This is a genomic window from Corynebacterium tuberculostearicum (genome assembly GCF_046097465.1).
Classification (GTDB): Bacteria; Actinomycetota; Actinomycetes; order Mycobacteriales; family Mycobacteriaceae; genus Corynebacterium; species Corynebacterium tuberculostearicum_I.
Map to the genome: position 1 here is coordinate 1,930,246 of NZ_CP175799.1, position 18,579 is coordinate 1,948,824.

The 18,579-nt window shown below is 56.5% G+C and carries 18 protein-coding genes and 1 CRISPR repeat array (1 of these 19 only partly in view); of the genes, 7 read left to right on the forward strand and 11 right to left on the reverse strand.

Annotation, left to right across the window (positions count from 1 at the left end):
* A CRISPR array of direct repeats spans nt 1-149; the repeat unit is 28 nt; unit sequence GGCTCATCCCCGCTTACGCGGGGAGCAC (it extends 1,770 nt beyond the left edge of the window).
* Between the two features lie 87 nt (nt 150-236).
* The 8 genes from cas2e to cas3 all read right to left on the reverse strand — a co-directional run bounded on the left by cas2e (nt 237) and on the right by cas3 (nt 9,414).
* Entirely contained in the window at nt 237-593 is a 357-nt protein-coding gene (gene cas2e / locus ACKFRX_RS09150) for a type I-E CRISPR-associated endoribonuclease Cas2e (protein WP_150851368.1), read from the reverse strand.
* Entirely contained in the window at nt 590-1,531 is a 942-nt protein-coding gene (gene cas1e, locus ACKFRX_RS09155; RefSeq protein WP_408928280.1) for a type I-E CRISPR-associated endonuclease Cas1e, read from the reverse strand. Before cas1e ends, cas2e begins: the two co-directional genes overlap by 4 nt.
* Nucleotides 1,528-2,226, reverse strand: coding sequence for a type I-E CRISPR-associated protein Cas6/Cse3/CasE (gene cas6e / locus ACKFRX_RS09160; RefSeq protein ID WP_408927703.1), 699 nt, complete (start codon nt 2,224-2,226; stop codon nt 1,528-1,530). The genes cas1e and cas6e overlap by 4 nt, the downstream gene beginning before the upstream one ends.
* Nucleotides 2,223-2,939, reverse strand: coding sequence for a type I-E CRISPR-associated protein Cas5/CasD (gene cas5e, locus ACKFRX_RS09165; RefSeq protein ID WP_150851854.1), 717 nt, complete (start codon nt 2,937-2,939; stop codon nt 2,223-2,225). The genes cas6e and cas5e overlap by 4 nt, the downstream gene beginning before the upstream one ends.
* 14 nt (nt 2,940-2,953) lie before the next feature.
* On the reverse strand, nt 2,954-4,096 hold the full coding sequence (gene cas7e / locus ACKFRX_RS09170; protein ID WP_408927704.1) for a type I-E CRISPR-associated protein Cas7/Cse4/CasC: 1,143 nt from the start codon (nt 4,094-4,096) through the stop codon (nt 2,954-2,956).
* A gap of 31 nt (nt 4,097-4,127) precedes the next feature.
* A complete protein-coding gene (gene casB / locus ACKFRX_RS09175) occupies nt 4,128-4,799 on the reverse strand; it encodes a type I-E CRISPR-associated protein Cse2/CasB (protein ID WP_150850953.1) in 672 nt (223 codons plus the stop codon).
* Entirely contained in the window at nt 4,792-6,537 is a 1,746-nt protein-coding gene (gene casA / locus ACKFRX_RS09180; RefSeq protein WP_408927705.1) for a type I-E CRISPR-associated protein Cse1/CasA, read from the reverse strand. The genes casB and casA overlap by 8 nt, the downstream gene beginning before the upstream one ends.
* Before the next feature lie 96 nt (nt 6,538-6,633).
* A complete protein-coding gene (gene cas3 / locus ACKFRX_RS09185; RefSeq protein ID WP_408927706.1) occupies nt 6,634-9,414 on the reverse strand; it encodes a CRISPR-associated helicase Cas3' in 2,781 nt (926 codons plus the stop codon).
* 437 nt (nt 9,415-9,851) lie between these two features.
* Here cas3 and ACKFRX_RS09190 point away from each other — a divergent pair, with 437 nt between their 5' ends.
* The 3 genes from ACKFRX_RS09190 to ACKFRX_RS09200 are packed head-to-tail and all read left to right on the forward strand — an operon-like array spanning nt 9,852 to nt 12,900.
* On the forward strand, nt 9,852-10,667 hold the full coding sequence (locus ACKFRX_RS09190) for a PTS sugar transporter subunit IIA (protein ID WP_408927707.1): 816 nt from the start codon (nt 9,852-9,854) through the stop codon (nt 10,665-10,667).
* A gap of 11 nt (nt 10,668-10,678) precedes the next feature.
* Complete coding sequence (locus tag ACKFRX_RS09195; protein ID WP_408927708.1) at nt 10,679-12,250, forward strand: PTS ascorbate transporter subunit IIC; 1,572 nt, start codon at nt 10,679-10,681, stop codon at nt 12,248-12,250.
* Nucleotides 12,251-12,288: 38 nt separating this feature from the next.
* Nucleotides 12,289-12,900, forward strand: coding sequence for a hypothetical protein (locus tag ACKFRX_RS09200; RefSeq protein ID WP_408927709.1), 612 nt, complete (start codon nt 12,289-12,291; stop codon nt 12,898-12,900).
* A 29-nt stretch (nt 12,901-12,929) separates the two neighbouring features.
* On the opposite strand, the gene ACKFRX_RS09205 is transcribed toward ACKFRX_RS09200, so the two are convergent.
* From ACKFRX_RS09205 to ACKFRX_RS09215, 3 genes are all read right to left on the reverse strand, one after another.
* A complete protein-coding gene (locus tag ACKFRX_RS09205; RefSeq protein WP_408927710.1) occupies nt 12,930-13,310 on the reverse strand; it encodes a type II toxin-antitoxin system death-on-curing family toxin in 381 nt (126 codons plus the stop codon).
* Nucleotides 13,307-13,876, reverse strand: coding sequence for a Panacea domain-containing protein (locus tag ACKFRX_RS09210; protein ID WP_408927711.1), 570 nt, complete (start codon nt 13,874-13,876; stop codon nt 13,307-13,309). The genes ACKFRX_RS09205 and ACKFRX_RS09210 overlap by 4 nt, the downstream gene beginning before the upstream one ends.
* A gap of 98 nt (nt 13,877-13,974) precedes the next feature.
* Nucleotides 13,975-14,457 (reverse strand): MarR family winged helix-turn-helix transcriptional regulator, encoded by a 483-nt coding sequence (locus ACKFRX_RS09215; protein WP_408927712.1) that lies wholly within the window; start codon nt 14,455-14,457, stop codon nt 13,975-13,977.
* 90 nt (nt 14,458-14,547) lie between these two features.
* On the opposite strand from ACKFRX_RS09215, the gene ACKFRX_RS09220 reads away from it, so the two are divergent.
* From ACKFRX_RS09220 to ACKFRX_RS09235, 4 genes are all read left to right on the forward strand, one after another.
* Entirely contained in the window at nt 14,548-14,967 is a 420-nt protein-coding gene (locus tag ACKFRX_RS09220) for an organic hydroperoxide resistance protein (protein ID WP_250410175.1), read from the forward strand.
* 54 nt (nt 14,968-15,021) lie between these two features.
* Entirely contained in the window at nt 15,022-15,441 is a 420-nt protein-coding gene (locus ACKFRX_RS09225) for an organic hydroperoxide resistance protein (protein ID WP_005328206.1), read from the forward strand.
* A gap of 607 nt (nt 15,442-16,048) precedes the next feature.
* A complete protein-coding gene (gene istA, locus ACKFRX_RS09230; RefSeq protein ID WP_150851611.1) occupies nt 16,049-17,656 on the forward strand; it encodes an IS21 family transposase in 1,608 nt (535 codons plus the stop codon).
* A 17-nt stretch (nt 17,657-17,673) separates the two neighbouring features.
* On the forward strand, nt 17,674-18,432 hold the full coding sequence (locus ACKFRX_RS09235) for an ATP-binding protein (protein WP_150851610.1): 759 nt from the start codon (nt 17,674-17,676) through the stop codon (nt 18,430-18,432).
* Nucleotides 18,433-18,579 lie beyond the last annotated feature (147 nt).

Consider the following 18,579-nt stretch of genomic DNA (forward strand, 5'->3'; position numbering starts at 1 on the left):
GCTCATCCCCGCTTACGCGGGGAGCACGGCGTGGAGGAAGACAATCCTATTGTCAACATGGGCTCATCCCCGCTTACGCGGGGAGCACAGACGGGGATAATTTGTCCGCTTTGGAGGCGGAGGCTCATCCCCGCTTACGCGGGGAGCACACTTGCTAAGCAGGAATGATAGGAGCCTAAAGGTTATTTTACATACGGCTTCAAGCAGGAGGTCAAAAGCTCATTTAATCGAATACGCTAACCTCCTCTTTTCTGCCGGTTGTACATTTTGCGGGCTTGGCGTGCTTTCGACCAACCCGTCCGACGCTTCATTTGTTTTGGTTTATGTGGGCGCATCATTAACGTGACGCCATCGAAATCGGTGGGTTCCCAGTGATGCCGGTGAGTTCGAAACTCCATGCCTTGCTCATTAGCGGCGGGATTCACCAATAAGGCACGCCCATCTTTACAAAGATCCACGGTTCTCTCCCAGAGCAATTCCCGGACGCGCGCGGTAGGGCGTCCCACAAATGTTCCAGGGGTCAGCTCAATGAGCCATTTGCTGAGATCGCCTCGCAGACCTGCTGGGCAGGCCGTAACGACCAGCACCATCATGACAACGACTCCTCCTCTGCCCAATTCACCCCGGAGGCAATAACCTCGAGCTCACTCCACAGCATTAGCTCGGCATCGCTGACCAGGACATCATCGGGGACATCGAAAAGAGCTTTAAGGTCGCGCACCATCCGGGGCATCAAGCGATGAGATACCACCTGATCGCGAATCCGGCGGCGCACCTCAATGGAGGGACTTCCCTGCTGTGCTGCCACGGCATCGAATGCTGCTGGAATAGAAATCTCCGCTTTGTACAGGTCGGCAACATCATAGACAAAGGAGCGATCGGTGCCAGTGTGTACAACGCCCAACGCCGGAACGAAACCCAGTGCTGCGATTACGGCATGTGCAACGCCATACAAAGCAGCGCTTCCTGCCGTGAGTGCCTGGTTGATGGGGTCCGAGGAATCGAAATCATTGGGGTCATAAGATCGACGATTCCAATACACACCCGTGCGCTCCGCTTCGGCGGCATAAATCCGCTTCATACGCGCACCCTCACGACCGCGCAACTGCGACATCGTCAACCCAGAAACATCTTCGCCAGGAAACCGCAGTGCATACATGCGGCGAGCGCAATCCAACCGTTTGCGCTGGTTACATATAACTTGCGCATGGATTTCAGCCATGCGGGAAGACTTAGCCGGCGGGCGACCGTGGGCGTAATAGCGAACCCCGCGCTCACCTACCCAGAGGGTGGTCACGCCGGCGTCGCCAAGCAAAGCCATAGCAGCGTAGGTGATCTTCGTGCCAGGACCGAGCAATAAGGCAGCTAGCTGGGTAGCCGGTACATAAGCCACCCCACGCTGATCGGTAATAGTAAGGGAATTTCCATCTCTATTGACCACGCACCGCTCAGCGTAAAGGAAGCTTATCCGGTCCGACATCCGCGCTAGTGCCTGGCGTGTGATGGGGACTTCACTCGGTGTGGACACTATGCACCCGTAGGTCGGGCCAAGGTCAATAGACCACAGCCATAACCGCGAGCCCTACCAATGCCATTGACTAAAGTCGCGTGCAGCGCGTCTGGATCACTGACCTCCAAGGTTCCGCGGTAGCGTGCAGTAGCGATGTGCACGCGACGGCGGCTATCGCCTTTACGGAAATCCAAGGATTTTCGCTCCACGATGGTGGTCTGCTCATGGACGGACCAGCGGTCACGTTCGGCATTACTAGCCTCATCCTGAGCGCGCGGGGCGAGTTTGAATCCGGCTCGTTCAGAGCGTTGGTACAGCCAGCCCAATTGGTGGTCTACTGAAACGTGCGCCTTAACTTTTCCTCGCTTTCCACCATTGGACTGCGAGTATGTGGGGTTGGCCAAGAGCTCAAAATGCCACCTCTGCCCCTTAGCCAGAGAACCCAAGAGGCGGTCATACTCGACTGATTGCGCAGGTCTTGTATCCCACCCTGCCTGCTCAGCTATCACGCTGGCAGTCGGCTTTTCTGGCCCAACGACATAGAGCGCATGGTGGTGAGCACTTTCGTCAAGGCGCCACAATATGCGACCAGAAGACTGGTCTAAGTCGGGCGGGAAAGAAGCTGCCACAGCCGCGTGCATAGCCTGCGGATTGGTCAAAAGTTTTCGCCCTTGGCGACGCCGCGGGTTAATCAAAATCTTTGTCAACGTACTCATACATTCATCACCGCTTCCAAGAAGGGATCAGGACGCCGGTTTTCCGGTTCAATCGGGTTTTCCACGGTGGCGAATTCCTTTTGAACAACGGTGCGCCACGAATACTTACGATGCTCAGGGTCGAAAGAAACTGGCACGTCCTGGCAGGCCGTACCGACTTCGCCGGCAAGTGAGTCACGGTAAATAGGCAACTCTACTTCCTGCCCACTCGTACGCATATAGTCCTTCGTTGCATGCCACGTCGAGTGGTCCTGCAGTGCTTCCACCGCAGACTTATTAACCACTCCGAGCACGATATTCGGCGGAGCTGGGCATGACCTACGTCCAAGGAAAATGGGATATACCGGCCGTTTCAGGCTCTCGGCAAAGCCTTCTAAGAGAGCTTGATCTTCGCTTTCGATAGCAGCAACAAAGGCAGCATCGGTTAAGAAGTATCGAGTAATCAGCTTTGCTTGGCTCTTCGGGTTATTTTGCCAATTTTGGGCCGTCTGATAATCGCGAAGCAGACTGCCAGATTGATCCACACGCACTGCAAATCTCAGTCCTGCCAAGTCCTCTATTCCATCGGTACGGCGCCTGCCTTCAGCTGCAGCAAGCATCCCCAACACGCCCGACTTCGAAGGAAGAGTAGATGTGGCTCGCGTGGCGTAGCGAGACTCGGTTCCCCACGACTGCATCGGACCTTTCAGGAGCAATAACAACGAATATGTCATTGTCGGCTTCCCTCCTACTTCTTCAGCGCGGCAGCCAATCGATCCGCGAGCTCAGGAAGCGTTACTTCTTCCGCAAGATCCGCAAAGGCCTTACGAGCTTCAGTAATACCTACAACGAACGAGGCCTGTGGCTTGAGACCATAGTTTTCCTCAAACTCCGCCTCTTCCTTAGCCAAGGTTTCTGCACCGGCTACGCGAAGGCTCTTTCCACCCGTCGCCTCGACCGGCTCTTCAAAGGCGGTGACTAGGCTTACTGGACGGGTATCGCGTACCGCAATATAAACCAGCTCTGGAAGAGTCTGGTTAGCAAAAGTATTGATCTTGCCGGTGGGCATGGACTTGATGAACGCATCCACGAAGTCAACGGCGGCTTGCTTCGCATTTTCCTCAGAATCTAGGTTTTCGCTCAGACCATCAAGGTTTACTGTGGCATAGCGGTAGAGCGTCGAAGACATCATCTGCACGGTGCCGATCATTCCGGCGCCTGTCTCCTCCCCTTCTTCTGCCAAATCATCTACTGCGGTGAAGTAATCAAACTCGGGTGCACTGGCATGAATGCCAAGGGCGTGCGCCACCTGCACTGAGGCATCAATATTGAAAGCAGCATCATCGGCGACCATACGGCCGAAGAGCGCCATATCCACCGAGTGCTCGGTATCGAGGATTTTTTGCGCTTCCTTTCTACTGATTTTTTCGTCGTCTGCCGCGACGATGGCTTCTGCAGCGCGGTCGATCTGGTGGGGGCTCAAGAAAAGCAGGTACTTGGTCTGTGGGTACTGTGCTGCCTTTAGCTCCTCCTCCGTAGTCTCTTCCGACTCCTCGAGAGCCTTAAGCTTCTTGGAATCTACTTCCGTCGTAATGCCGGCGGACTTGAAAAGGCCGGCCACTGCAGCCCGGGCGCGCTCAGCGTCCCACCCCTCGTGGTCCTCTACCTTACGGCCAATTTTTGCGGGAATGCGCTTCGAACGATCTCCGACGGATTCCGCATCAACGTGGGTCTCAAAGTACTTACGGATTGCGCGCTTCCACGACTGGGAAGAAACACGCTGGCGCGGTACACCGCCATACACTGCGGACTTTGGTGCACCGGTATCGTCACGGTTAATAAGCGATGGCGGAAGGGTGTGCAGAGCGTGGATATCAATAATAAGAGACATAGTTTTCAACTTCCTTTCAAAAAGTAAGGGTTTAGGATTCTGGCTCGTTGTGAGTGAAGGCATAAACGCCGGTGGCGAAATCGCGGCCCCACCGCAGTAGGACGCCTTGGCGGCGAGCTTGTTCTTTCTGGGTTACTGTCTGGTCACTTAAAACGCGGAGGTCATTGGCAAATTGCCCATAGTCAAACCCCAGCTTGGCGCGTCGAAGCAGCGTGACCAAAGAGCGAATGTGAACCATCCTGGAGGCCTCGTCTTGCGCCACCATCATGGCGTCGAAACGAGGCTTGGTGGACTGGGATTGGCTCTGGGAATAAAAGCGTCCGCATGCTTTAGCAAAACTTTGCCCAGCGATGTGGGCATCAGTAGTAGCGCTTTGCATATGCACACCCAACATTGTGAGGGCTTGAAATGCTGCCAGTTCTGAGGCCGATGGTTTATCTCCTCGGCCCAACTCCAACTCGCTCAAGGGTGGTTCCAGTAGAAGCAGAACTTCCTCCAAGGCAAGGGGGTGATTCTCCAGTCTTACTGCAGAGTACTTCCGCAATGTTGCTAGCACTGCTCGGGCGTGTGCCTGCTTAGCGTGGTTCGGCGAATGAAAAAGATCTCGTTGCAGCGAATCTGCGGTCCGAGCCACCGAGGCGCGAAGCCTTGGACCACCGCTACGTTGCGAGCCTGTCTTAGAGGTGTTTTGATTCTCATGCATGGGCCTTGCCCTCCTTCAGAGATGAATCGTTACTTCGGCTCTCAGCCGGTGGTGCGGTAAGCGGCAGGTCGTTATCAAGGCGGCGAAGAAGTTGCCGGTACAAAGAACCTGCAGAAATGATTCGGCCCTTTCCTTCTTCTCCGGCATCAATTTCCCTACCGATGACCGCCTTTTGACCAGCTCCTCGGAGCAATTCTCGAGCGTGCGCCAGAGCTACACCTCTGGCACGCTTTTGCCATATTTTTTGAGATTCATCGGTAGTATCCACCGCAACGGTAGACATCCACTCGATAAACTGCGGTTCTAGCTGGGCATAGAAGCGATCTTTGGCAGCTACTCCAAACTCGTAGTCATTGCCCGCGGCTACCCGCAATTGGCCAGCGAACCAGCCCATGCTGATCGCTGCCTGATAGGTCTGTTTAGCGGAGGCTCGAACAGCATTTCTCACTTTGCGGCCTGCGTCATCGTCCCGAAGCACCACAACAGGCAGCCCGATAGTAGAGCTAAACGTACTGGCCACCGAAGACTCTTGCGGCCCGTACTCCATGGAGACTAGAGCGACATCGAAGACATGCTTTTCCAAGTATCCATCGGCATCTAGAGCCGCCAGGTTACTCAGGTTTGCGGGGCGTAGCGGAGCCTTATCCTTCTTTTGATCAAAGCCGGGGTCATCCTCAAGCGCGATCAAGGAATCAAGACCACGCCACATGGTTTGCGTCGAGTCGTAGGGGCGAGCGTAGTACGCTGTCACGCCTTTCTTTGACTGATTCGGGCTATAACGATACGGCGTCATTGGATCGGCCAGCACGTTCTTTCCTGCATCCGGAATACGGTCCCCGTTGGAAACTACTACTCGAGTAACCCGTCCGCCTTCGACAACGAGACGCACTCGCCGCGCTTGCCAGGTTGCCAAGTCAGCAGCACCGCGAGGAAATGCACCGAGCTTATCGTCGGATCCGGGGCGCTGCGCTGCCGTATCGGGTTCACGCTCCCACACCGGCTTATCGCCTTCGATGGGGTTTGAATCCTGCTTGGTGGTGACAACATACTGGGAAGTGTTAAGCAGCAACGTCTCTAATAATCCACCCGTCCCAAGAACGAGTGTTCCGCCCGTTCGGCCGGTCCAACCGGTACCGATGGGATAGCCCTTACCACCCTTGACGCGTGGATCGCCCTCCGCGCCGGTCTTAATACCCGAATAGTCATAGGCTTGCAGGTGGATAAGCCACCGAGCAGCCTCAGCTAAAGACAAACTTTGACGGCCATCCCCAGTGCGCATAGTGAAGAAATCTTCCGCGGCCTCGGGAACGATATAAGAGATGGGACGAGTGTCCCCCTTCTTCGAATGCAGGGTAGCTACCTGCATAAAGGGTTGGGTTTCAGAGAGAAGATCAAAGCGATCAGCAAAGGCGTCGAGATAATCCAGAACAACCTCATCACGTCGCTCCTTGATCAGGGTTTCTCGCTGATCAGCGAACCATTCTCCCCAATCAAAATGAGCCCGCCGAGAATTGTGCGAATGGGCACGAGCGATATCCAGAGCATGGGCCCGCCAAAAAATAGCAAGCAGTACACGGATTACCGCATAGTCCTGGGTGGGTGAATCACCCAAGACTTTTTGAACATCGCCGCGACCCGAAAATATATCCCGGATACTTAATGCGACTGGGGCGTCTGCGCTGTCAATGCACGAGATCCACGGCTCATCGAGCAAATTAAATGTTGGTTTTTCAGTCATTATCTTTCGCCTCCTTTCTGTAAAGATGAGTTGGTGGTGTGTAGTAAATACTCCTGGGACGGAGGTGCCCTCAGGGTAGCTTTGGCCTTGGACATGCTAACCCCTACCGTCGCTCATTATTTCGATTCCAAGCTCGGAGGAATAGCGGATTTCAAAGCGTCCAACCGTTGCTTCATTATTTTCGTTAAGCACAAGAGCTAGTTGTCCTCGGAGCAGATAATGATCTACCCATTCACCTGGTGTAGATTCCTCAAGCTGGCTTACAACCGCGTCAAAGTCTGTTCCATAACGAGTCATCCTGCCGGGTAACCGAACTGTACTCGAGGCCAAGTGAAAGGCCAGCTCGTATGAAACTTCGCCCCCATCAAGAACCTCGCTGTCCCAACCCCAAGGCCGATATCCATAATCGGTAGCGATAATGGGGATGACCTCCACGCTCGGCTCAATATCACGAACCTGTGCCGCTCCCCCTTCCCCAGCACTGCGCTCAGAATCATCGACCAGTCGCTCAAAGAGCGCTTTAAATTGCAGACCATGACTAGGGTCAGGTAATCGATAATCTGCGGACTTCAAATGAGCCGTAGCTTCCCCATGTCGCCTCTCATCTTCTGCTTCGGTCCACGCTTCCAGCCACGGTGCTGGGGGTTTAAAATCCGGGTTATAAGCCTCAGCGACGAGCTTGGCAGTATCATCTGGTCGTCGAAACTCCTCTGGCAACACAGCCAGAGTGGACATCAGGATCGCTCGACCATAGATTGCTTCCGCTCCAGAATCGAACTCCGGAACTGGATCTTTCTGCAGCACACCGCGAATGAAAATCTTCGGCTCCCGGAGACGGCGAGGTCTATCAGTTTCGGGGCGCGCATGACGGTGCAGCCTACCAATGCGTTGGATGAGCAAGTCTATAGGCGCGATATCCGTGATGAGAACATCTGCGTCAATATCGAGACTCTGCTCGGCAACCTGGGTGGCTACCACAATTTTGCGCCACGGACGACCAGCTCCGCGGTGAGAATCAGGGCCAAGCTCTTTCCTTAGCGAGTCTTCCTTTTTCACCCTTTCCCAGGCCACAAAGCCCGCGTGGTGAAGCTCCACACACTCGCCATACATTTCCGACAGGCGCGAGTACGTAGCTTGAGCGCGGCCAATAGTATTGCAAATAACAAGGGCACATCCGCCGTCATCAAGTAGCTCGTCAAGCAATACCGGAAGCGGGCGTCCTTCTTCATCGAGTATCTGAATCTCTCCCACCAAGTTGGTAGGCGATGGTTCTACCGAGGTCACATGGATCTCCTCTGCCGTAGCTACGGTGATGAGCGGATAGCCCTGCTCACCTTCCGGCATATCTCCCCATGAATAAGCCTCCACCAGCTCCTTACGCTTGTGCGGCGGCAAGGTTGCGGACATCAGAATGACGCTGGCTCCATAATGTCCCAACCAGGCAATGGTGCTGCGCAGATAGTCAGAGGTATAGACATCGAACGAATGAATTTCATCGAATATGACCACTTTCCCCGCTAGCCCCACATGCCGCAGCATGGAATACCTCTGCTGCAACACCATCATCAGCACTTGGTCCACAGTTCCCACGACGAAATTCGAGAGAATGCCCAATCGGCGCCCAGACATCCATTGCGAGGCCACTACCTCACCACCAGATTCTTCCAGGTCATTAATACCGTTGAATCTCAACTCAGCAAAGGGTTTGGACAAAACATTCTTCGAGTGCGCGAGGTACATGGACCGCACCGAGTTCCCTGCCACATTTCCAGCCCACTCGATTGTCCGCTCTAGCAAGCCATTGGCGGTAGCCATCGTCGGGGCCGCAAAGAATACTCCTTGCGCGCCATTGCGGGCTGCCAAAATCTCCGCGGCAGCGAGCGCCGCCTCAGTCTTGCCCACACCGGTCTCCGCTTCGAGGACCACCAAAGCAGGCTCATCCAAGTCTTGAACTGCTTCCACCATCGCGCGCTGAACCCGGCGCGCCTGAAATTCCGCAGGCCAATTGAATGACTTACGGAAATGCTCATCAGTATCCGCCCACCCGGTAATCCCAGGGGCCCAGGGCGAAGTGAGGTCAATGAATTCGGCTGCAGCAGCAGTTCGCTCCAACTGGCCGCTCTGCACGCGAAGAGTAAAAGCTTTTTCATTAGAGGCAATCCAATCAGCCATCACCACCAGACCAGTCAGCGTTTGCGCCGCAGGTCCAGACATTCTGGGCATGGATTCCACCAGCTTGCCAACGCCCCCTTCCACCCCACATAATTCCTCCATTGCTTCCACCAGCTCTCGGTGCACGGCTTTCCATTCAGCCGGGTAATCTTCCACAAGATTGCGCACTGAAGGATTAGGGCCAGTCCCAATGCCATGATGCGCGTTCACTACTCCAGCTACCGCATTAGCTTTTGGCCGTCGAACCCCCTGCCCCTCTAACCACAGAGACAGAATTTCTCCGGAGACTATGCTGTGAGGGAGCTTGCTAAAGTTGGCTTCGTCAACGCTGAGCTCCGTAGCCAGCCCGGCATCATCAACGGCGTTAACAAGGTGTTCCAACCCTTCCCGGGTCAGAATTTGCCGCTGGAAAGTTTTTAAAACTTTCCCCAGGTCATGACACCCCGCCAGCCACAGGTACAGCCCTTCCAATTCGGGTTCTGATGTCTGCAATTCCCTGGTCAGGAAATCTTTAATCGGCTGCGATACCCAAGAGTTAAAGATTAGCGACGCAGCACATGCCGTATCCACCAAGTGTTGCGGCACATTAAGGAAATCAACTCCATCTCCCGGTTTCGCCCACAAACTGCGCGTCTGCGGCCGCCTTTGCTGCGCCCACCCCTCGGCACGCTTACAGAATTCAACCGTGGCTGCCGGCAATTCCATTTTCCATTCCTCCGCAAGACTCTCATGCCACCGAAGCTTCGACCTCAGTCGACTAAACCATTCACTACCCAAGACATTAGCACCGTTAGCACTGCAACGTTCATTATTTTTCTACGCTAAATCGAAACCGCAGTAGAGTACACTCTTTTGCAGGTGATAACACCACCTTCCCGCACCCAACGGGATGAGCCTGTTGCAGTGCTCAAAGCAGCATTTGAGCTGTACCCCTCCCCGCGCTAGCGGGGCTTTTCACTTTCACGCCCTCAGCACGGGCTGCCCCAAAGTCCGAAACCCCTCGGGGCACCAGACGCCATAGAGCCGCTCTACTTTCCCACCAGTGCAAACGTTACCCCTGCTTTTACCTCCGGTTTCTCCACAGCATAGAATCATCAGTGACATTCACCTCGATGCCACTATTTCTGTGATGGGAGATACACATGGCGACACTAGATTCCCTTTTGGTGCCCGGCGCGGTGGAGCTGCACGGCGCCGCGGATAACTGGAGGCAAGCCATCCGGCTGGCGGGCTCGCTGCTGGAAGAAGCAGGCACGATCACCGCGGACTACACGGACGCGATGGTGCATTCTGTGGAAGAAACGGGTCCCTACATAGTGGTTGCCCCTGGCTTCGCATTCGCGCACGCGCGTCCTTCGGAGGCGGTTAAGGAAACCTCCCTGTCGTGGGTGCGGCTGGATAAGCCAGTGGAATTCGGCCATGACTCTAATGATCCCGTCGACCTGGTCGTAGCGTTTGCCGCGCGCAATGACTCCGAGCACCTGCAGGCGATGAAGCAGCTGGCAAAGCTGCTAGCCACCAAGCGTGACGAGCTCAATCGCGCGGAATCCGAAGAGGAACTTCGCGCGGTTCTCGCCTCATCGACCTCGAGCAAGAAGCAGCCGGCGGCCAAGCCGAAAGCGGCGCCCGCGTCCCAGGAAACAAAGCACACGGCCGCAGATTCTGTCGCGTCCAAGGGAAAGATCCTCACGGTCTGCGGCAACGGCCTAGGAACGTCGCTATTCCTCAAGAACACGCTCGAGCAGGTCCTCGATGAATGGGGCTGGGGACCGTACCTGAACGTAGAAGCAACGGACACCATCTCCGCCAAGGGCCGTGCGAGCGAGGCGGATTTCCTGCTCACCTCCGGCGAAATTGCCGCAACGCTTGGCGATGTCGGCGTTCCCGTCTACGTCATCCAAGACTTCACCTCTATGTCTGAAATCGATGGGGCTCTGCGCGAGCTCTATGACATCTAAGGAGCATCCTCATGGATTTTCTTCTTGCTATAGCAAACTTCCTCGTCAATGAGATTCTCTCCGTCCCGGCATTCCTCATCGGCATCATCACCGCGGTCGGCTTGGCCGCGATGGGACGCGGCACCGGCAAAACCATTGGCGGCGCCATCAAGGCCACGCTTGGCTTCTTGCTCATTGGTGCCGGCGCCGGTCTCGTCACCGATTCGCTCGAGCCGCTCGGTGCCATGATTACGGGTGCCACCGGCGCGCAAGGCGTGGTCCCGACCAATGAGGCCATCGTAGGCATCGCCCAAGACCAGTTCGGCAGCCAGGTCGCCTGGATTATGATCCTCGGCTTTGTGGTCTCCCTGCTCCTCGCCCGCTTCACGCCCATGAGCTACGTGTTCCTCACCGGCCACCACGTCCTCTTCATGGCCACGCTTCTCACCATGGTGCTCGCCCCTGCCGGGTACTCGTCTTGGGTCGTCATTGCCTTTGGCGCGGCCCTGCTCGGCATTCTCATGGTCTCGCTGCCGGCTATCGCGCACCCATTTACCCGCCGAATCACCGGCGATGACTCCGTTGCCATCGGGCATTTCGGCACTGTGGGGTACTTGGCTGCGGGCGGCGTCGGCAAGCTGGTGGGCGGCAAGGGAAAGAAGATGTCGCCCTCTACTGAAGACCTGAAGCTGCCGGAAGGCCTGCGCTTCCTGCGTGATTCTATGGTGGCAACCGCGCTCTCCATGGCGCTGATGTACGTGGTGCTCGCCGTGCTATTCATCGCCCGCGCCGGTTCGGAAGAAGCCTTTACCGCCTTCCCGGACGGCGCCACCAATGTGGGCAATTTCTTGATGCAGTCCGTCACCCAGGGTCTTCAGTTCGGCGTGGCCGTGGCCGTCATCCTCTTTGGCGTGCGCACCATTTTGGGCGAGCTCGTACCCGCATTCCAGGGCATCGCGGCCAAGGTCGTGCCCGGCGCGATTCCCGCACTGGATGCGCCCATCGTCTTCCCTTATGCCCAGAACGCAGTCCTCATCGGCTTCATCTCTTCCTTCGTGGGCGGCCTAGTGGGCCTTGCCGTGCTTTCCACCTGGCTCAACCCTGCGTTTGGCGTTGCCCTGATCCTGCCGGGCCTCGTGCCGCACTTCTTTACCGGCGGCGCGGCCGGCGTTTACGGCAATGCCACCGGTGGACGCCGCGGCGCGGCACTCGGCGCATTTGTCAACGGCCTCATCATTACCTTCCTGCCGGCATTCCTCCTCGGTGTCCTGGGTTCCTTCGGCTCCGCGAATACCACCTTCGGCGATGCCGACTTTGGCTGGCTTGGCCTGCTGTTGGGCTGGTCCATCCACGCCGATGGCGCTCTGGGGCTTTTCTTCATTGCCCTTATCGCGCTGGCCATCTTGGCGTTGGGTTGGGTATGCCAACGCACGCTTGTCGACGCCCACTGGGACCCCTCCCCGCACCGCCCTGCCCCCACCAGCGCTGCCGGTACTACCGAGGGCGCAACCGCGGCTGCCGCTTCTTCCGGCACCGCCAAGAAGTATCCCAAGGTGCTACCGCCTGAGGGCGCGCCGGTTCCACCGGCCCGCATCGAGCAGTAACCCCGCACCACTCCCCAAAGGGCACTACAGTATCCCCTATGCAGCGCCCTTCCTTATTTCCCGTAGCGTCCATCCTTCTCGCCGCTGGCCTCACCGTGAGCGCCTGCGGCGACGGCTCCAATTCCGATAGCAACTCCGCGCCGGCGAATGAGCCGGCCTTTTCCACTGCACAGGACAATAACTCCGCCGCGGGCGCAGCCGAAGAAGAATCCGGCCCGGCGAAGGACACAAAGCAACCCCGCACCGAGACGGTCACCAAACAGGCCGAACCGGAGCAGCCTGCTCCGCCGGCCGGCGGCAACCACAACATCAACGCTGGCCAGATTGGCGGCTACTGCGGCACGTCGTCGTCGGGCGATTCCATCGACGCCGGCGATCTGACCTCCTGCGAGTTCGCCGCCGCGGTCTTCGATGCCGCGATGCAGGCTAGCTACACCATGCGTTCGAAAGATCCCACGGTAACGGCGGTATACCACGCAAATATCACCGCCAGCAGCCCGGTGACCAAGCAGTCCTATAACCTGGACTGCCGCATGGGCAGCGACCAGCGGATGCTCACCTGCGAAAAGCCCGGCGATAGAACGGTGAGTGCCTCGTTTGAAACCGCGGACAGGAGCGTGTGGTCCAAGCGCGTGGCCACTACCAATTAACCGCTAGCCGAGAAACTAACCAGACCGAACTAGATCAACCGTTCAGCAAACCATTCTGCAATGAAGCCTTCCTCCTTATCGCGTGCAGCGGCCACGGTTTCAACGAGCTCCACAATTTCTTCATCGGGGATTGGCCCCAGCCCAAAGCCTTCGATTTCTAAGTAGGTGGAGGCACATACCCAGGCGATTCGCTTATTGCCGTCAACGAATGCATGCGCTTTTGCCAGATAGTGCAACAACGCTGCAGCCCTATCCAGTGCAGATGGGTGCAAGTACTCTCCGCCGAAGGTTTGTAAAGGGGTGGCCAACGCTGACTCAAGTTTCGAGCGATCGAGGAGGTTGCCATCCCGACCGATAAGTTGACGGTTCAGTCGAATCACGTCTTCCACCAGAAGGCAGTACTCATTCATCGGGTTGCAAGAATCTCAAGAGCGCCCTTCCAGCGTTCTACTGAAGCTTGCAAGCGCTGCTGCAGGCCACTGCCGGAAAGATGCTGCACCGAAAGCATAGGCCGCGTCGGCCCCTCAGCTCCACGTGCTTCCTGCAAGGCATAGTATTTTTTCATTTCCAGCTGCGAAATCGGCTCGTTAGCATTCGCCTCGGGGCCCATCTGACCACGAGCGACGATCCATGGACGTTCCGAGTGCGTAAGTTCAATCAGTTCGTTGGATGTCTTATCACCATAAAAGGCAATCACAGCATCGATGATCTTTTCGGCTTCCTCCCCTATAGCCTCTACATCAGCTCCCGGTAACACCGTGGAGGTTTTCTCGGAGCGTTGATATTTATTCTCGCGATAGAGGTCGGGTTCAACCGGACCGTCCTTCCACGCCTGAAATTCATTCGAGACAAGAGGTCGCCCGTACCAGCCCAGGCTCCATGCTTGGCAGTAATACGCAAGCTTCTCCAGCTTCCACGCATCGACCCACCCCAGTTTGTTGTAGATAACCTGCGCGACGTCTACTGCTGTAGCCATGGCCCCTCCTCTCATAGTGCGAAACAATTTTTACGTGTAAAGAGCCAAAATTCTTAAGCCAGTATAGCCGTCCTCATCTGCTATATGAAGGCCACACTTTAACCCACAAAGTCATCCTCAGAAGGCCACGGCAGCTCCACGTCCACAGGCACGCCGGCGAGGATGTCCAGCGATTTCTTGAACTCGGCAAGGTCGAGGCCCACCTCCTTATAGGCCTCCGCCATGGCTTCGGGGATGCATTCGGCACGGGTGCGGAGGGAGGCGCCGTCGGCAGTCAGGGCGGCTAGGGTGCGCCGCTCATCGTCCGGGTCGCGCCAGCGCTCCACATAGCCCTGCTTTTCCAGGCGCTTAAGCAACGGCGTGAGCGTGCCACTATCCAGGCCCAAGCGGGAGTCGATGAATTTCAGCGGCACCGGCTCATCCGCCTCCCACAGCACCAGCATGACCAGGTACTGGGGATAGGTCAGCCCGAGCTCCGCCAACAGCGGGCGGTAGGAGCGCACCACTGCCTTATTAGCGCGGTAGAGCGCAAAGCACAGCTGACTATCCAGGGCAAGACTATCAATGGGCGCGTCATTCATGGCAAAAAGTATAGACGTCAGCAAAACATTGCATCCGATTTAATTGTGTACAATCAAAACCGTTTCGAGCACCTACTGAAAGGAGCAATCATGGACGCCATGTACACCGCCGAGGCCCTCGCCACCGGAGCAGGCCGCAACGGCCACGCCGCCGTCAAGGGCTCGGACCTGGACTTTGCCCTGGCCATCCCCAAGGAGATGGGCGGCAGCGGCGAGGGTGCTAACCCGGAGCAGCTTTTTGCCGCCGGCTATGCCGCGTGCTTCCACTCCGCGCTGCAGGCCGTGGCGCGGAGCCAGAAGGTCGAGCTGGGAGACTCGGCCGTGGGGGCACGAGTGGGCATCGATAAGCAGGGCGAAGGCTTCCAGCTGGCAGTAGAGCTGGAGGTATCCATCCCCGCCCAGGACCGCGCCACTGCGCAGCAGCTTGCCGACGCCGCCCACCAAGTCTGCCCCTACTCCAACGCCACCCGCGGCAATATCGAGGTCACCGTCAGCGTCGTCGAAGACTAGCGTTCTTGCGTACAATCGGCGGACGTACAAAGACCCAATAGAAAAGGAGTCATCATGGACGCCGTTTACACCACCGAAGCACTCTCCACCGGCGCGGGCCGCGACGGCCGCTCTGTAGTCAAGGATTCCGATCTGGACTTCACCATGACCGCCCCGAAGGAGATGGGCGGCAGCGGTGAGGGTGCTAACCCGGAGCAGCTCTTCGCTGCCGGTTACGCCGCTTGCTACCACTCCGCACTGAAGGCAGTGGCCAAGGACAAGGGCGTAGACGTGGAGAACTCCACCGTCGGTGCCCGCGTTTCCCTGGGCAAGAACGACGAGGGCTTCTACCTCGGCGTGGACCTCGAGGTCACCATCCCAGGCGTTGAGGACGACAAGGCACAAGAGCTTGCCGACGCCGCCCACCAGATGTGCCCTTACTCCAAGGCCACCCGCGGCAACATCGAAGTCAACGTTGGTGTTGCACAGGACTAATCCCTAGTCCTCTCCCCCAGCCCACGCCGCGCTACTTTCAGCGCCGCGTGGGTCTTTTTATGCCTTACGCGACCTCTCAGATTGGTATTCTGCTCTGGAAGATGGCTCGGCGCGGCGGCCAGTCCAGAACTTTATTGATAAAAACGTGCCGTTTCATCAATAAGCCCGCCGTAGGGTGGAGCTAAATTATAAAAAGGCGCGTTTTTAACAAATAGAAAGAACCTCGATGGCACACTCTTATCACTCTTTAAAGTCTATTTTCCATCAGTCTTCACACGGACAATCCTCCGTCGACGAGGCTCACGCTCTTAGGCTGCAGAGTCCGAGTACAATCCGTTGGGACTATCAGGTGCGCGGAAAAGACCTCTTTGTTGTTGTTACCACTCGGCTCCACTCCTTGTGTGAACAGGTCTGGCGCCGAGAAGTTATTATTTCCCGGTTATGGTCCCTGTTGTCGATTTGGGGTAGTTGGTACCGCGAGTCTGCGTAGTTGGTACCGGTGTTCCGCGTACCCGGTACTGCAAGGGGTTTTCTTTCATAGTTGATGTTGGCGACACCACAATCCGCTGGTGTTGCGTCAACTTCTACTTGGAAGGAGCCGGTCCTTGTGGCTAACTTCAAACAGATCATCGCGATGTGCCTTGATGGTGCTAGCTACGCGCAGATCACACATGCATTGGGATGTTCACGACGAGAAGTATCCCGAGCAAAGAAAGTCATCAACGATGAGGCACTAACTCCAGAGCGTTTCCGTCAGCTCCCACCGGGATGGTTCGATGATCGATTCAGTGATGGCCGGAGTAAGCGGTCGTTGCCCTACGACCAGCCTGATTTTCATGCTCTTGCACGCAAGCTGAAAGGTACGAAGCATGTGACCAGGCATAAGCTGTGGATGGACTACGTGTCGAAGCCTTGTCCGACGGATAAGACAAAGTACCAGTACTCCCAGTTCTGCAGTGGGCTCAATGAGTTTCTGCGTGCCAACGATCTCGTCGAAGTTATCACCCATGAGCCAGGGCAAGAGCTTTATGTCGACTGGGCCGGTGACAAAGTGCCTGTAGTAGATCAGGCCAGTGGTGATACCGTGTTCAAGGCGTCATTGTTTGTCTCGGTCAGCCCGTACTCAGGGCTGATGTACGTTACTGCTGCTGCGAATGAGAAGATGTCGGCGTGGATTGAGTGCCATGTTAAGGCGTTGAATTATCTTGGCAAAGTACCAGCAATCATCGTGCCAGATAATGCTTCTACGGCGACTTATCGGCCGAAGAAGACCTCTACATACCGGATGGTCACTGACCGCTACGCAGCGTTTGCTGACTATTACGGGGTCACGATTGTGCCGACTAGGCCCGGCAGGCCTCGTGACAAGGCAGCGGTAGAGCGTGCCGTGAAAATCGCCTACACCAAAATCCTGGGTTACTTTAGCAACGAGGTCTTCTATAACCTTGATGAGCTTAATGAGGCGATCGCTTGCCGTCTTGCTGTTATCAACGGCGCAATGACGCGGCCTGATGGCTCAACACGGCAGATGCGCTTTGATAAAGAAGAGGCACCAATGATGCGGGATCTTCCGCCGACGCCGTTTACGGAAGTGTCTTATAAGCGGCTTAAAGTCGATCGCAACTGGCACATCACCTGTGACTACCAGTACTACTCAGTGCCATTTCAGCTGGTAGGAGAGTCGGTAACAGTCAGGCTCACCCCGCAACTGGTGAGCGTCTTCAACGGGGAGCAGCTTGTTGCTGAACACACGCGCCTTCACGGATTCAAATACCGGTATTCCACCAACCCTCAGCATGGGCCGCGTGGCGATGATGAAGGCCACAAGGCGCTTACCCGTGATGAGCTTTTGGCCTGGGCCTCGTCGTTTGGGGCAGCAACGCACGCAGTCATAGCGATGATCCTCGACCGCAATAGTGCCGCCGTACCCCGCGGACTCATCCAGGCACGCAACGTGTTGGCCAACCTGGGCAAAAAGCACAACAAAGCCACCCTGGAACCTGCCTGCCAGCAGGTCGTGGACAAGAAGCTGGCCCCAACGATGGCAGTGATCAAACGCCTCCAGACTGACATTGCCCACGCCCAACAACATCCCGGGGAACCAGGGCCAAAAACACAGCCTGTGGCCAAGCGCCAACCACGCCCAAGTACCCCGCTTACCGGCGACGTGGCCGATGCCGTCTTTATCCGGCCTGCTGACCACTACGAAAACTAGAAGGAGTGTGAAAAATCATGAGCAGCATCGACGACGAGATTGTGCGGGCAAAAATGCGCAAGCTTCGTGTATCAACCTTCGCTGACATCTTCTACGAGGTTGTCAACGACGAGGCCTATGCGGATGCGCTACCAGAAGACATCTTCCTCGCCGCAGTCGAAGAAGCCTACACACAACGCCAACAGCGCAATATCGCCAAGGCCATCACCCAGGCACAATTCCGATACCCGGATGCAAGCCTGGCTGAAATCACCCGGGCAGAACAACGTGGTATCAACATGCGCCAGCTGAAACGAATCGCAGCAACCAACTGGCGGGAAAACCCGACCAACATACACATCCTCGCACCGACCGGAACAGGCAAGACATACATTGCCTGCGCCATCGGCATCGCCGCATGCAAAGCCGGATATTCCGTGGCGTACTACCGGCTGGATCAACTTGTAGACATGCTGGCGGTCTTCTCACCGACTGACCAAAACTACCTCGATAAGATGCGGAAACTGATCAACGTCGATGTCCTTATCATCGACGACTTTATGACCATCAGCATCAACCAGCGCGGGCAAGAAGACCTAGCCAAGATCATATTCGACCGCGACGGAAGGCTCCCAACACTGATCTCTTCCCAATCAGCTGCCGCCTACTGGGTTGAAACACTGCCAGACAGAGTCGGAGCCGATTCACTCGTAAGCCGCCTCAACAACGGCCACCGAATCCATATCGGAGACTTCGACATGCGTAAAGCCACCGCCCCGACCACCCCAGACGACTAAGACTAACGGCCCGGGCCGACGTACCCCTCGGCCCGGTACCAACTACCCGGAACACGACAGTACCGAGTCCCCAGAACACCGGTACCAAAAACTCGCATCTGACACCTGTTACCTAAAGCTGCGACGCGCCACTACATTTTTCAACTC